Genomic DNA, 13,890 nt, shown 5'->3' with positions numbered 1-13,890 from the left:
CGGCCGGCGTCTGCTGCTGGGTCACGTTGCTTTTACTTCTTGGCTGGGGCCTTGGCAGGTGCCTTGGCGGGAGCGGAGCTTTGGGCGGCGCCATCGGTCGGTGCGCCGAGTGCCTTGGCGACTGCGGTGTCGAGCGCGCGCATCTTGGGTTCGACCGTGGTGCGCGTGTCGGCCACGAGCTTTTCCGTCAGTGCGGTCTGCATCTTCGGGTTCAGGTCCTGGTACTTCTTGCTCAGGGGCGAGTTGATCCAGGCCAGCAGCTGCTTGAGTTCGTCTTCGTTGAAGTTCTGCTCCATCAGCGGGGTGAGGGCGCCCGGGGCCAGTTGAACGGCCTTGTCGCGAACGATGGGGTAGGTTTCGTCGAAGTATTTCTTCAGCTCGGCGTCGGCAGCCTTGGCGGCAGCTTCGCGCTTGGCTTCAGGCACTTGCGTCTGCAGGTATTGCGAACCCGCTTGCGCGATCGGAGCGCTCGATTGCTCGACCAGGCCGCGTGCCAGCGATTCGATGCCGGGGCGCTGGATGTCGATGAACTGCTTGATGAGCGTGGCCTTGTCCTGGGCCATGGCGGCCATCGAACTGCTTGCCAGGGCGACCGTCAGAAGTGCGAGTTTGATTTTTTTCACTGAGGATTCTCCGTTGAAGATGAGGAAGTATCGTCCGCGTCAGGCTCGCTTTCGCCGTTCGCGTCGTTTTCGACGATACGTTGTAGCCCGCTGAGTTTGGCGCCTTCGTCGAGTCCGATCAGCGTAACGCCTTGCGTTGCGCGACCAAGTTCACGAATTTCGGCAACCCGGGTGCGCACCAGCACGCCCTTGTCGGTGATGAGCATGATCTCATCATCCGCATGCACGAGAGTGGCAGCAACGACCTTGCCGTTGCGCTCACTCTGTTGAATGGCGATCATGCCTTTGGTTCCCCGGCCGTGGCGGGTGTATTCCGTAATGCTTGTTCGCTTTCCGTAACCATTTTCCGTGGCCGTGAGCACGCTTTGCTGCTCATCTTCGGCAACCAGCATGGCAATCACGCCCTGTCCGGGGTCGAGCGACATGCCGCGCACGCCGCGGGCATTGCGGCCAAGCGGGCGGACGTCTTCCTCGTCGAAGCGCACGGCCTTGCCGCCGTCGCTGAAGAGCATGACGTCGTGCTTGCCGTCGGTCAGTGCCGCGCCGATCAGGTAGTCGCCCTCATCGAGGTTCACGGCAATGATGCCGCCCTTGCGCGGGTTGTTGAACTCGTCGAGCGCCGTCTTCTTGACCGTGCCCATAGAGGTCGCCATGAACACGTACTGGTCGGCCGGGAAGTTGCGCTTTTCACCCGTCAGCGCGAGCGCGACGTTGATCTTTTCGCCTTCCTGCAGCGGGAACATGTTGACGATGGGGCGCCCGCGCGAGCCACGCGAACCCGCCGGCACTTCCCACACCTTGAGCCAGTACAGCCGGCCGCGGTTGGAGAAGCACAGGATGTAGTCGTGCGTGTTGGCGATGAAGAGCTGGTCGATCCAGTCGTCGTCCTTGGTGGCGGTGGCCTGCTTGCCGCGGCCGCCGCGTTTCTGCGCGCGGTATTCGCCCAGCGGCTGGCTCTTGATGTAGCCGCTGTGCGAGAGCGTCACCACCATGTCGGTCGGCGTGATCAGGTCTTCGGTCGAGAGGTCGTAGGCGCTGTGCTCCACCAGGCTGCGGCGCGCGCCGACCTTCGACTGGCCGAACTCCTGCTTGATGGTGCCGAGCTCGTCGCCAATGATGGTGGAGACGCGCTCGGGCTTGGCCAGGATGTCGAGCAGATCGTCGATCTCGGCCATCACGTCCTTGTACTCGGCCACGATCTTGTCCTGCTCGAGGCCGGTCAGGCGCTGCAGGCGCATCTGCAGGATTTCCTGGGCTTGCGTTTCCGACAGGCGATAGAGGCCGTCGCCGCCCATGCCGAAATTGCGCTCGAGGCCTTCGGGGCGGTAGTCGTCGGCGTTGATCACACCGCCGTCGGCGCGCGTGCGCGTGAGCATTTCGCGCACCAGTTTGCTGTCCCAGCTGCGGGTCATCAGCTCGGCCTTGGCGACGGGCGGTGTCGGCGATTCGCGGATGATGCGGATGAACTCGTCGATGTTGGCCAGCGCCACCGCGAGGCCTTCGAGCACATGGCCGCGTTCGCGGGCCTTGCGCAGCGTGAAGACGGTGCGGCGCGTGACCACTTCGCGGCGGTGCTGCAGGAAGACCTGGATCAGATCCTTCAGGTTGCACAGCTTGGGCTGGCCATCGACCAGCGCCACCATGTTGATGCCGAAGGTGTCCTGCAGCTGCGTCTGCTTGTAGAGGTTGTTGAGCACCACCTCGGGCACTTCGCCGCGCTTGAGCTCGATCACCAGGCGCATGCCCGACTTGTCGGACTCGTCCTGGATGTGGCTGATGCCTTCGATCTTCTTCTCGTGCACCAGCTCGGCCATGCGCTCCTGCAGCGTCTTCTTGTTGACCTGGTAGGGGAGCTCGTCGACGATGATCGCCTGGCGCTGGCCGCGGTCGATGTCCTCGAAGTGGCACTTGGCGCGCATCACGACCTTGCCGCGGCCGGTGCGGTAGCCGTCCTTCACGCCGTTGATGCCATAGATGATGCCGGCGGTGGGAAAGTCGGGCGCGGGCACGATTTCCATCAACTCGTCGATGCTGGCTTCGGGGTTGCGCAGCAGGTGCAGGCAGGCGTCGACAACCTCATTCAGGTTGTGCGGCGGAATATTGGTGGCCATGCCGACCGCAATACCGCCGGAGCCATTGACCAGCAAATTCGGCAGCTGGCTCGGCAGCACTTTCGGCTCTTTTTCGGAGCCGTCGTAATTGTCCTGAAAGTCGACAGTTTCCTTGTCGATATCGGCCAGCATTTCGTGCGCAATTTTGGCCAGCCGGATTTCCGTATACCGCATTGCGGCCGCGTTGTCTCCATCGACCGACCCGAAGTTGCCCTGGCCGTCGACCAGCATATGGCGCATCGAGAAGTCCTGGGCCAGGCGCACGATGGTGTCGTAGACCGACTGGTCTCCGTGCGGGTGGTACTTACCGATCACGTCGCCAACGATACGGGCCGACTTCTTGTATGGCCGGTTCCAGTCGTTGTTGAGCTCGTGCATCGCGTACAGCACGCGGCGGTGCACAGGCTTGAGACCGTCGCGGGCATCGGGAAGCGCTCGGCCCACGATCACGCTCATGGCGTAGTCGAGATAGCTGCTGCGCATTTCCTCTTCGAGACTGATGGGCAGGGTTTCTTTTGCGAAGGAGGTCATGAGCGAGGGGCTGGCGGCAGGAAGGCGAAATTTTACGCTGTGAGGGGTGTCGCACCGCCGCAACACAAGGTGCCTATTCCGCCTCCGTCCTACGCTTCGGGGCCGTCCAGCGGCCTGTTTGCCAAAGACCCTATGGCACAATCGCCTCAACGTTTTGGGTGGTGGTCACTTAAAGCGTCCTTGATTCGCAGCGCGGCTGCGGCTTTTTCCCCAAGAGGAGAACCATGAAGAAACTGAATAAAGTGGCGATGATGTTTGCAGTCGCTGCGCTCGCCACTGCCGCCGGCGCGCAGACCCGTGTCACCGCTGCGGACGGCGGTCCTACGATCGACAACTGGCAAAACGGCACCGGCGAACTGGTCTGGAAGAACGGCACGAATGAACTGTGCTGGCGCGATGCCAACTGGACGCCGGCTACGGCTGCCGCTGGTTGCGACGGTGCTCTGGTTCCTGCTGCTCCGGCTGCTGCTGCTCCGGCTGCTGCTGCCCCGGCTGCCCCGGCTGCCCCGCAAGTCGCTGCCAACAAGGTGACCTTCGCTGCCGACGCATTCTTCGACTTCGACAAGTCGGTTCTGAAGCCTGAAGGTCGCGCCAAGCTGACCGATCTGGTCGAGAAGATCCGTGGCGTCAACCTCGAAGTCATCATCGCTGTGGGCCACACCGACTCGATCGGTACGGACGCCTACAACCAGCGTCTGTCGGTGCGTCGCGCCGAAGCCGTCAAGGCCTTCCTGGTCTCGAAGGGCATCGAACGCAACCGCGTCTACACCGAAGGCAAGGGCGAGAAGCAGCCTGTGGCTGACAACCGCACCAAGGAAGGCCGCGCCAAGAACCGTCGCGTGGAAATCGAAGTGGTCGGCACCCGCGCCAACTAATCAATCGATTCCATCGATCATGAAAACCCCGCCTCGGCGGGGTTTTTTTATGGCTGTCGAATTCGTGATTGATCTTTGGCAAAGCCCGCGCGGTGTTTATCGGACATTGCTCGTTTCATAATCGCTGTATGACAGAAAACGTGAATGCGGATCCGGCCGAACTGGCCAAGTTTTCAGAGCTCGCGCATCGATGGTGGGATTTGGAAAGCGAATTCCGCCCGCTGCATGAAATCAATCCATTGCGCTTGGAATGGATTGACGGTATTGCACCTATTTCGCAGCGCCGCGTGCTCGATATCGGCTGCGGCGGCGGCATCCTGGCCGATTCGATGGCGCGCAAGGGGGCCGACGTGCTGGGTATCGACCTCGCGGGCAAGGCGCTCAAGGTTGCGCAACTGCATGCGCTCGAGGCCGGCACCCGCGGCGTGAAGTACCGTGAGATCAGCGCAGAGGCGCTGGCTGCCGAGCAGCCGGGCAGCTTCGACGTCGTCACCTGCATGGAGATGCTCGAGCATGTGCCGCAGCCGGCCTCGGTGATCCAGGCCTGCGCTACGCTGGTCAAGCCGGGTGGCTGGGTGTTCTTCTCGACGATCAACCGCAGCTTGAAGTCCTTCATGCTGGCGATCGTGGGCGCCGAGTATGTCCTCGGCATGCTGCCGCGTGGGACTCATGAATATGCAAAGCTGATCCGGCCCAGCGAGTTGGCTGGATACTGCCGCGCAGCGGGTCTGGACCTGCGGCACACCCGCGGCATGGAGCACAACCCCCTGACCCGGCGCTATTGGCTCAGCGGCGACACCAGCGTCAACTATATGTTCGCCACGCAGAAGCCGGCCGAACTGAAGTCGGAATCGCAAGGATGATGGGCATCGAGACGAAAGCCGTGCTGTTCGACCTCGACGGCACGCTGATCGACAGCGCGCCCGATCTGGGCGCCGCAGCCGACAAGATGCGCACTGAGCGCGGCCTCGATTCGTACCCGCTGGAGCGTTACCGTCCCATGGCTGGTGCGGGCGCGCGCGGCATGCTCGGCGTGGCGTTCGGCATCACGCCGGAATCGCCGGAGTTTCCTGAGCTGCGCGAAGAGTTCTTCGTGACCTACGAGCGCCGCATGCTGCTCAACACGCAGGTGTTCGATGGCGTCCAAGTGCTCATCGAGGCGCTGCGCGAGCGCGGCCTCTTGTGGGGTGTCGTCACCAACAAGTCGATGCGCTTCACCGATCCGCTGACGCGCGCCATTCCGCTTTTCGCGAGTGCGGGCGCGGTTGTGAGCGGCGACACCACGCCGTTTGCCAAGCCGCATCCCGAGCCCTTGCATGAAGCTGCGCGCCGGCTTGGCGTGGCATCGCGGGCATGCATCTACGTCGGCGACGACGAGCGCGACATCATCGCGGGCCGCGCTGCAGGCATGCGCACGGTCGCAGCCACCTACGGCTACATGGGGACACAAGCCGATTCGGAGCTCTGGCAGGCCGATGCTTCAATCTCTTCGCCCCTTGAGCTCTTGAAGTTACTCAATAGCGCCTAAAATGAGTCGCTTGGGGCTGCACTGGTTTCGACGTGGGTTCGGAGTCGCAGCGGGGCATGTCGAGCTGAATGCGCTCGTAAAACAGATTCAAACAAACTAACTGCAAACGACGAACGTTTCGCACTCGCTGCTTAATTGCCAGTGAGCCTTGCAACAGTTGGCCGATGGGCTGGGCAAGGGGGTCTGGAGCAATCCTGACCTCCCGGCTGCAAGGATAATTACATGGGCTGGCTCCGATCCGGGTACCTTGGGTCGGGGCGAGAAAATAGGGTGCTGGCGTCCGGTTTAGCGTGTGACTGCGCGACTCCGGAAGCGAGACTTAAATCAGATCACTAAACATGTAGAACTGCGCGATGAAGGCTTGCGGACGGGGGTTCAAATCCCCCCAGCTCCACCAAATTTCTAGAGCCAAGTCCAATTAAATCAAGGACTTACGAAAAGGCTCTCCGTCTCGGACCGTCACTCACCGTCTCGGGATTCACACACTTCTCACACGCGATTCGCACCTGAATCGCTCGCGTCGCCGACCTCCGGCAGACCAGGCAGATGCTCCCGGCCGTACTTTACCTGCGGTCGGTCGAAGCCCAGAGTGGCGCCTTGCTCGACCCACCGGCCGTAGTTCCTGATCACCATCTCCGTCGTCTTGTGGCCGAGCAGCTTGGCGATGTACGCCGGGTTCTCGCCCTGGCTCAGCAGTTGGCTCGCGAACGTGTGCCGCATCTGGTAGGGATTGCGATAGCTGGCCATGGCCTTCTTGCAGGTGCGCTGCCACAGCCGCAGCAGCGACTGGTCCGTCCATTCCTTGTCGTTGCGCGGGTTCATGAAGACCCGGCCACCGACTTTCTCAGTGCGTTGCCGTTGATCCTCAAGCGCCTGGCGGGCGGCAAGAAGCAGCGGGATGGTGCGCACGCCGGCACGCGTCTTCGTGCCTTTTTCCTCGCCCTCGACGACAGCCCTGTGGACGCGCACAGTCCCGGCTTGTAGATCGATGTCGGCCCAGGTCAGCGCGATCAACTCGCTCGTTCTGACACCGATGTACTCAACGATCAGTTGAGGGCCGTGCACCTCGTTTGTTGCCACCATGACTTCGAGAGCTGTCCCGGCCATGGAGGCGATGCGTTCGAAGATCAGCCGAGCTTGCGCTGGCGTGTGCCCGCACAACGGATCGATGCTCGCGGGAAGTTGTGGCGCCTTCTCCTGCAATACATCGCTCGCTTCAGTGAGCCACGCTAGCAAGGGTTTCGCTTGCGCAATGCAGGTGTTGCGCTCCTCGCTCGATGTGTCGCCTCGCACGTTGCGCGACGCGATGACCAATGCTGCGATGTCGTAGCCCAGTCGCTCGGCATCTTCCGGCTCGGGCACGTTGTCGCAGGCCGCACTGGCGAGGTCTGCCGCAACGTTGAGTAGCCGGTCGGAGTTTCCAGAGTAAGCGTGCGGCTCGTCGGTGTGAGCGGCCTGGCGTAGCAAGTTCGCCAGCGTTGAGAAGGCTGCGCCAATTGCGGATGGGCTGACTTCCTCGCTCGCAACGACCTCCAGGCTGGGTGCAGCCGGGCGGATGGGGGAGGGCGATTGCTCGCTGGTTGCGCCGACTTGTGGGCGCGTGCTAACCTCGTTCATGTGAAGTCCTGTCCTTGACGGGGTGGGTTTTCATCGAAGCCGAAACGGGTCCAAGCGTTTCGGCTTCACCTTTTCTGGTGCAGTTGAATTTGATGCTTCGGCTGCGCTTTGCGGGAGAGTGACGCGCGTCACGTCCTTCCCAGCGCTTCATGCGGCCTCCTTCTCGTTGAGCAACTCGGCGAGCTTGGAAAGGCCGCGCGGTGTGATTCGGCACTGCTCGACCATCTTCTCGCTGCCATCGCTGCGGGACACCGTGTTCACCTTGTGCTCGAGCAGGCCCGACTGGATACGGCTCTGGTAGCCCAGCCAGCCGGTGCCGCCCGCGCGGCGGTAGATCCACTCGTGCTCGCTCAGCCAGAGGAATAGCTTCTTCGGCTGAATCTGCAAGTGCTTCGCCGCGGACTGGATGCACATCGAGCCATCGGCCAAGGCGATGCGAGTGAGGGCCTCGACCTTGGGCGTCATGGTCTCGACCTGTTCAACCAGGACCTTGTTCTGGTCAGCGAGATCGGCAGCGAGGCGCAGGGCATCCGGCATGGTCTGCGGGATGTAGAAGCGCCCGCCGGCAGTCACCGTTTCCAACTCGCTCATGCGGTCGAAGACCTTGGCTTGGAGCTCGTAGCTGTAGCTCATGGCCATCAAGCACGCTTCGCGCTTGGGGAAGCGATATATGCTGCGAGAGACCATGCCGCCGGTGCCATTCGCGTATTGGGCAGCTCCCAAAAATTTGGGAGTTGCCTCGCCGAGCACCTTTGGCACCTTGGCCATGAAGTGGTCGTGGCGCAACTCGACCTCACCGTCGCCACGCTGGCTGTTGATGAATTCGACCAGTTCGAGGCTGGTCATGGTGATGGCGCTGCTGGCGCCGATGGGCACGATGTTGCTCACTGCTGTCCTTTCAGAGCGGGTGGGGAGGAATGGGCGCGCTTGCCCTTGAAGGTTGAGCGCAGGCGGTTAACGATCTCGCCGTTCAGGCTGCGGTCGTTCTGTGTGGCTGCTGCCTGTAGATCCCCCTTCAAGTCGTCTGGCAACCGGACGGGTGTCGGTGCGGCTTGGGTCTTTGCTGTCATGGTGAGATAGATTCTGAAAGACTCTTCAGATAGAGTCAACTAGATTCTTTTGAAAAGGATCAAAAAGAATCGATGATTGGGGGATGGAACCGAAGCAACAACCGCCGTACCCGCTGCGCATGCCACAAGACCTGCGGGCCGAACTTGAAAAAATGGCGGCGGAATCGAAACGAAGCCTTAATGCGGAGATCGTTGCCCACCTTGAGGTTTCAGTAATGCGCAGCCTCAACCCGTCGCGGCACTCGGAGAGCCTGTCTCGGCTTGCATCGCTTTCCAGGCGACTTTTCGAGATGGAGGCGCAATTGATGACGATCGAGGAAATCCGGACCGTGCGGAAAGAGCGGTTTGCTACGGCCAAGAAAAACAACCAAGGCGCGGAGGACATCAGTTCCTTGGCGGCGGAGGTCGCCCAAGCAGATCGAGTGATCCGTGGATTGAAAGTTGAGATGGAAGCGTACCTCGCTCGATACAAGAAGCTCGAAGCAGAGATCGCACAAGAAAACAAGGCGCCGTAAGCGCTCGTGCAGGCTTGGGTCAAATCGCCCGTCGGCAATGTCAGGGTGAAACGCTTCACCAAGGTTTGCCTGAGGTACAGAGCGCTCCGATTGCCGCAGTCGATTGATGTCTTGGGTTGCATGTCGCCATGCTGGCGGCAAGCGGCTCGGCCGCAAATCCCTAGTGGGGGTATAGGCCCAGAAGCTGGGTGTAGGCGAGGGTCATCACCCCAGTAGGTGTTGACATCGGACGATTGACTGAGGCCGCACTGCATCTCATGAGAAGACATGGATGCATGGTGATTTAGGTAGGCATCCTTCGAAATGCCTGAACGCTTGATGAGTTGTGTGGCATCAAGCGTCGCGTTGCGACGTATCAGCTGATCCGTCCCATTTCTCACCTGGAAAGAGTTCGGACAGATACCGTCTAACGGTTCCTGGAGAGAGACCGACCGCTTCAGCGATAGGGTATGCAGCAGCCTCTCTCGCAAGGTGTCGATAGCTCGAGGCGACTCTGCGGACCTTCTCGCGCGACGCAGATCCGATCAAGCGCCTCCCTTCAGCCGCACGGCGCACGTTCTCAACGCCGCTTTCCTTCAAAGCGTTGTTGGTGTTAAAGCCCGTGAGCATTCCGAGCAGAAATCCCATCCATCGGTTCGCATCTGCAGAGGATCGTATGCACTCCTCCTTATTTCCTTTGCGAAGGAATTCGAGAGCATCAATGCAAGAGGCGAGAGTCACCAATACACACAGCATGCAGATGAATCCAGCTTTAGCTTTGCTATTGGGCGGTAGCCCAGGCGGCAGATACTGAGCGATTTCCGGAGAGAGGTCTGAAGCATCGATTTCCTTCCCCTGTGCGACATCACTCATCATGATCGCGAATCGTGCTGCACTCGCATTGCTGTCGCGGCCAATCGCTTGTGCGCAAGTACCGAGATCGGAGCCGTGGACGCCAAAAACAGGAGGGGAAAATTGCTCCAAGCCTTGCATTACCTGCGCAATATCATTCTCAATTGCCTTGGCGAAGGCTACATCACCATCATTGCTCATCGCACCCCTTGCAAAGTGTCGGCTCAGTCCGCATACGCGCAGGGCCCGAGTTCCGCCGGCGCATTGCCTATCAATCACACCCGTGATATTGCCATCAGTAACAGGGAAGAGCGATGCAGATAATGTTGAGGTGACCAGCAGCCGAAAAGCTTGCAGAGCTTGCGGAGCTTTTGCTTCAGCGAGGTGCGTTCCGACGAGTTCTCCCTATGCTCTGGGTGAGATACACGTAGTTTCAAATGCAATGTTGGATGCTCTGTGATAGAAAAATCCAATCGCCCAGCAGCCCCTTGGTAGTTATAATTTTTGCCGTGGATCGCTTGTCAAGCCGAGCAAATCTACAGTCATGAAAGGACATCACGAATGACTTCTGCAGCTACGGTTGCCAGCTACGTCATCCGCTTCTTTCAGGATGCCGGAGACCCCGTTAGCAACCTGAAACTTCAAAAATTGCTTTATTACATTCAGGGTTGGCATTTAGCCTTGAGAAAGCAACCCCTGTTTCCGGATCGATTTGAGGCGTGGGTCCATGGCCCTGTCGTGCCCAGCGTGTATGGGTCGTACAAGCAGTACCGGTGGCAACCAATCATTGAACTTACGACGGCACCCTACCTTGATCCTGATGCCAAGTTCATCGTTGATGAGGTGCTTCGCGTTTATGGTGGCGATACCGGCTACTCTCTAGAGCAGCGAACGCACATGGAGCCGCCTTGGCAATGGGCTCGTGGTGGGCTTGCGCCAGACCAAGAGTCCCGCGCTCTCATCTCACCAGAGAGCATGCAGCAGTTCTTCGAGTCTCAGATACCACGCTGATGGCTATCGGGAAGGCGCCGCTTGAGATCAGCGGCACTCAAATACACAAGCAGAAGAATCTTCCGGACGATCTAATTCGTTTTTCGTTTCGACATTTCAGCTTTTCGGACAAATACTGTGCTCCGGAAGCCAAAGGTCTCGCGGCGTACTTTCCCGCCCTAATGGAGAGGTTGCGCGACGTTTCTGGCTTCAAGGTTTCCGAGTTCCGTACGACCAAGAGCAAAGCATTGCGAGCTCACACTCATGACTGGCCGGGAACGAGTGAACCAAATGGATATACGCACCTTAACGAACAGTTGAGGGATTGCGAGGCTTGGCAATTTCAACTCTCTGCCAATGAACATGGGCGTATTCACGGAATACTCGTGGATTCGGTGTTCTATGTGATCTGGGTCGATCCCAATCACGCCCTCTATCCTAAAAAGAAGTAGGGTGCTCCCATATATTTCTCGATGAAGGCTTGTGTCAAGCTTTGGTGATTACTGCGCAAAGAGTCCTGCTCTTCCAGTGATTGCTTCGGGCTATTCAGTCGTCGAAGAGAAAATCGCCCGAAGTCTGTAACGGTCTGCTCGATGACTTGTCGGATGCGGAAAATCACGACCGAAAAGCCCGTGTTCAAGCTCCCCTGCTGCCATCTGCCTCGCAGTAGTGCAGAGGACTCAAAATCCCCCACCGAAAGGTGTGCCGGTTCGATTCCTGCCTCAGGCTGGTTGCCAAGAATCAAATTTGTCTGACATGGCCAGGGCCGAGGCAGCCCTACATTCCTGACGCCACGGCGTTCAACCGTGGCGCCTTGCTGTAACCCTCAGCCCGGCCGTGTGCCGGGCTCTTTTTTGTGATGAGGCGGTGGCGATCAGCTCGCTATCTCGGCCTCTTGAAAACTTCGTGGACGGCGTCTAAATTGAGCGCTGTTGAGGTTTTGGTCAACCGAAAAGGAGGCTTGAAATGACCATGAACTTGTTGCGGCAGATAGCGACTTCTCGCTTGCCCATCTCGTTCTATCGGACTGAAGACATCGATCAGGTCCGAATCCTTCGGGCTGCAGGACTGGTGGTTGCGCTGGTCCCAGCGCCATCTGAACCGCTCACCCTGTCAGGGGGCAGCTCAGCCGCACAGGTACTCTCGGTTACCCAGAAGGGGCGAGAAGTGCTCGCGGAGTTCAACTATCCGGAAGCCCGAGCACCGCTATGGCGCAAGCGGATGCCGCGGTTCATCACCAGACACCGGGATTCCTCGAAATCATCGGCAGAGCAGTCCGCGTCGGCTCGAATGCAGTAGCGGAAAAACAAGAGCCCGTTCAGCGCGGGCTCTGTCGGCTTGCGTTTGAAGATCAGCGAAGGTCGCAAGCTAGTCGTCGGCGAAGATCTCACCAAATCCCTGGAAGACCCAGCCATCATCGCAGCGCGCATAGACGGCCGTGAACTCGTTGTTGACGCCGCGCGACCAGAAGTGGAGGCCGAGTCGTCCGCGATACAGGATGATTTGCGCCAGATCGGCGTCGATCTCCCCGAGTGCATCGACCATCTCATCGACCTGCGGTAGCACGGCCTCCAGCGTTGGCACGACCTGGCGTTCAAGCTCTTCTTGATCGATGGCATACACCTGGACCGTGACCTCGTTGGCCGTTCCACGGAACAGGTCGGAGTTGAACTCCACGCGCCCCTCGGAATCAGGCTGGTCATCCGCCTGGTCGAAGCCTTGATGTCGAAGTTCGGCGAGGTAATCCATCAGTGCTCGCAGAGTTCATCCAGGAAGTAGGCAGCCAGCACGTCCCCGTAGACCTCCTTCGACCGCGAAGGCACGGCGGCGACGTAGTCGATAAATCCTTTGATTATCGAGTCCAGGTCTCTGTCGCCCAAGCAGGTGGATGGATAGACCAGCGAGCGCAGGACTTCGACTACCTCCTCTTTGTTTGTCGCGCCATTCTTGGGGCGCATCTTGACCGTGGAGTGCACCAATCCTCGTTGAACGCCAGCCCGCCAGCCGGCTATGAAGGCTGCAATACGAGTCGCGCAATCAGCATGTCGGTCCGAGCCGCCGGTGCCCTTGAGCATCAGCGAGCAGCTTTCTGCCATCTGCCCTGCTTGAAGGATGTTGGGGATTTGTGCCGATGCAATGCAGCTCGATGCTGCCAAGGCTGCTACGACAACGATGCGGGCTATGACGCTTCGCCGTCCTGCCGCTCGCTTCTGTGCTTTCGAAATCTGTAGGCTCATTCCTCTGGCTCCTCGTGTCGTAGGGAGTGAGCATATCGAAAGAGGCGAGTCGGGCGCGCAAGAGACGCGACCGAAGGAGCCGTGTTCAAACTTCCCGAGGGGCCTTGGCCGAGGTGCCAGTCCGATGCTGGTCCTAGGACCAAAAAAAGCCCGCTCGAAGCGGGCTCTGTATTGGCTAAAGATTGGCGTTGCGCTTGGATAGCAGCGATGCCTTGCAGGCGTCAAAATTGCTGAACTCGTATACGAGCCTGATTGCGTAGTTCGCTGAGGTAAACGCGTGGGCTTCCAGCCTAACGACTGACAACCCATCAACTGGGGCTCTGTCGAGTTTCCAAACAGCTGCTAGCGTTCGCTCCTTTTTTGCCAGGGCCATGGTCCAGTCCCTGGGCTCGTTCCATATGCTGCCGTTATCAAGAAAGTCGAGCTTCTCAGGTGCGCCGTACTTGGAGGCCAGAGCTGCTTGCCACTCGGTGAATTCGGTACGAACTTGCTCTCCGAAAGAATTGGTGGGGCGAGTTGGCCCCACTGCATTGATTCGGCAGAGGCCTGTGGTGGGTCCGAAGACAAGTCGATAGTCGTGGATGTCGGGGTGCCCGTTGGGCAGACGCTCAGTCTTGTAGACGCCGGCTGTCTCCATCGGCTTCAGCTTTGCTAGTTTGCTGACTGCCTCAAGCGTGTCGCCCTCGTTCAAGCCAAACGGGCCTGCCGATGCCGCCGCGCTTGCTCCAGCAATGATTGCTCCGACCAACCATCCTCTTCGATCCATCTCTTCTTCTCCTCTATTGGTAGCGCTCAGGCATAGCGGAGGTGGGCAAGCGCTTGCCTAAGAACATCATCACGACAGAAAAGCCCGTGTTCAAGCTTTTCGTAAGCGTCGTCTCAGCACCCTCTTTTTTTGCTGAGGGCTGATGTGCAGGATCGGTGGTCCATGCACGCCGCGATGGTGTGCATGAAGAACCGCT

16 protein-coding genes and 1 other RNA gene are annotated in these 13,890 nt (G+C 59.5%); 7 read left to right on the top strand and 10 right to left on the bottom strand.

The genetic code is table 11. The features are described 5' to 3' along the window. Positions 1–32 precede the first annotated feature (32 nt). Together BLW48_RS00075 and gyrA are read right to left on the bottom strand one after the other, a co-directional pair. Positions 33–623, bottom strand: coding sequence for a DUF2059 domain-containing protein (locus BLW48_RS00075; RefSeq protein WP_093171938.1), 591 nt, complete (start codon positions 621–623; stop codon positions 33–35). Then, positions 620–3,265: a DNA gyrase subunit A gene (gene gyrA / locus BLW48_RS00070; RefSeq protein WP_093050119.1), complete on the bottom strand. Its 2,646-nt coding sequence runs from the start codon at positions 3,263–3,265 to the stop codon at positions 620–622. The genes BLW48_RS00075 and gyrA overlap by 4 nt, the downstream gene beginning before the upstream one ends. A 224-nt stretch (positions 3,266–3,489) precedes the next feature. On the opposite strand from gyrA, the gene ompA reads away from it, so the two are divergent. The 4 genes from ompA (at position 3,490) to ssrA (ending at position 6,065) form a co-directional block, all read left to right on the top strand. Beyond that, positions 3,490–4,140, top strand: a complete 651-nt coding sequence (gene ompA, locus BLW48_RS00065) for an outer membrane protein OmpA (protein WP_093050122.1) — start codon at positions 3,490–3,492, stop codon at positions 4,138–4,140. Positions 4,141–4,268: 128 nt separating this feature from the next. Further along, positions 4,269–5,003 (top strand): bifunctional 2-polyprenyl-6-hydroxyphenol methylase/3-demethylubiquinol 3-O-methyltransferase UbiG, encoded by a 735-nt coding sequence (gene ubiG / locus BLW48_RS00060; RefSeq protein WP_093050125.1) that lies wholly within the window; start codon positions 4,269–4,271, stop codon positions 5,001–5,003. Next, positions 5,000–5,668, top strand: a complete 669-nt coding sequence (locus BLW48_RS00055) for an HAD family hydrolase (RefSeq protein ID WP_177142243.1) — start codon at positions 5,000–5,002, stop codon at positions 5,666–5,668. Before ubiG ends, BLW48_RS00055 begins: the two co-directional genes overlap by 4 nt. 12 nt (positions 5,669–5,680) lie before the next feature. After that, positions 5,681–6,065, top strand: a transfer-messenger RNA (tmRNA) gene (gene ssrA / locus BLW48_RS00050). Positions 6,066–6,157: 92 nt separating this feature from the next. Here ssrA and BLW48_RS00045 read toward each other — a convergent pair. The 3 genes from BLW48_RS00045 to BLW48_RS00035 all read right to left on the bottom strand — a co-directional run bounded on the left by BLW48_RS00045 (position 6,158) and on the right by BLW48_RS00035 (position 8,355). Then, positions 6,158–7,285, bottom strand: coding sequence for a site-specific integrase (locus tag BLW48_RS00045; RefSeq protein WP_093171934.1), 1,128 nt, complete (start codon positions 7,283–7,285; stop codon positions 6,158–6,160). A 147-nt stretch (positions 7,286–7,432) separates the two neighbouring features. Next, complete coding sequence (locus BLW48_RS00040; protein WP_143047708.1) at positions 7,433–8,131, bottom strand: phage antirepressor KilAC domain-containing protein; 699 nt, start codon at positions 8,129–8,131, stop codon at positions 7,433–7,435. A gap of 38 nt (positions 8,132–8,169) precedes the next feature. Next, on the bottom strand, positions 8,170–8,355 hold the full coding sequence (locus BLW48_RS00035; protein WP_143047707.1) for an Arc family DNA-binding protein: 186 nt from the start codon (positions 8,353–8,355) through the stop codon (positions 8,170–8,172). A gap of 83 nt (positions 8,356–8,438) precedes the next feature. Between BLW48_RS00035 and BLW48_RS00030 the strand changes: the two genes are divergently transcribed. After that, on the top strand, positions 8,439–8,870 hold the full coding sequence (locus tag BLW48_RS00030; protein ID WP_093171928.1) for an Arc family DNA-binding protein: 432 nt from the start codon (positions 8,439–8,441) through the stop codon (positions 8,868–8,870). Positions 8,871–9,203: 333 nt separating this feature from the next. Here the strand turns inward: BLW48_RS00030 and BLW48_RS34875 are convergent, their stop codons facing one another. Further along, the gene (locus BLW48_RS34875; protein ID WP_143047706.1) at positions 9,204–9,902 is read right to left on the bottom strand and encodes a winged helix-turn-helix domain-containing protein; all 699 of its coding nucleotides are present in this window, start codon (positions 9,900–9,902) and stop codon (positions 9,204–9,206) included. A gap of 360 nt (positions 9,903–10,262) precedes the next feature. Here BLW48_RS34875 and BLW48_RS00025 point away from each other — a divergent pair, with 360 nt between their 5' ends. Together BLW48_RS00025 and BLW48_RS34870 are read left to right on the top strand one after the other, a co-directional pair. After that, positions 10,263–10,712, top strand: a complete 450-nt coding sequence (locus BLW48_RS00025) for a Panacea domain-containing protein (RefSeq protein ID WP_093171926.1) — start codon at positions 10,263–10,265, stop codon at positions 10,710–10,712. Next, the gene (locus BLW48_RS34870) at positions 10,712–11,143 is read left to right on the top strand and encodes a hypothetical protein (protein ID WP_143047705.1); all 432 of its coding nucleotides are present in this window, start codon (positions 10,712–10,714) and stop codon (positions 11,141–11,143) included. The genes BLW48_RS00025 and BLW48_RS34870 overlap by 1 nt, the downstream gene beginning before the upstream one ends. Before the next feature lie 916 nt (positions 11,144–12,059). On the opposite strand, the gene BLW48_RS00015 is transcribed toward BLW48_RS34870, so the two are convergent. From BLW48_RS00015 to BLW48_RS35590, 4 genes are all read right to left on the bottom strand, one after another. Then, the gene (locus BLW48_RS00015; RefSeq protein ID WP_093171922.1) at positions 12,060–12,440 is read right to left on the bottom strand and encodes a hypothetical protein; all 381 of its coding nucleotides are present in this window, start codon (positions 12,438–12,440) and stop codon (positions 12,060–12,062) included. After that, positions 12,440–12,928, bottom strand: a complete 489-nt coding sequence (locus tag BLW48_RS00010; RefSeq protein ID WP_143047704.1) for a hypothetical protein — start codon at positions 12,926–12,928, stop codon at positions 12,440–12,442. The genes BLW48_RS00015 and BLW48_RS00010 overlap by 1 nt, the downstream gene beginning before the upstream one ends. A 175-nt stretch (positions 12,929–13,103) precedes the next feature. Continuing rightward, positions 13,104–13,694: a hypothetical protein gene (locus BLW48_RS00005; protein WP_143047703.1), complete on the bottom strand. Its 591-nt coding sequence runs from the start codon at positions 13,692–13,694 to the stop codon at positions 13,104–13,106. Positions 13,695–13,707: 13 nt separating this feature from the next. Next, on the bottom strand, positions 13,708–13,890 hold a 183-nt coding region (locus BLW48_RS35590; protein WP_218137484.1), incomplete at its 5' end, for a hypothetical protein.

This window comes from Variovorax sp. YR266 (genome assembly GCF_900107295.1).
GTDB lineage: Bacteria > Pseudomonadota > Gammaproteobacteria > Burkholderiales > Burkholderiaceae_C > Variovorax.
The sequence above is the reverse complement of the archived record's forward strand: the minus strand, read 5'-3'. Positions and strand labels throughout refer to the sequence as shown.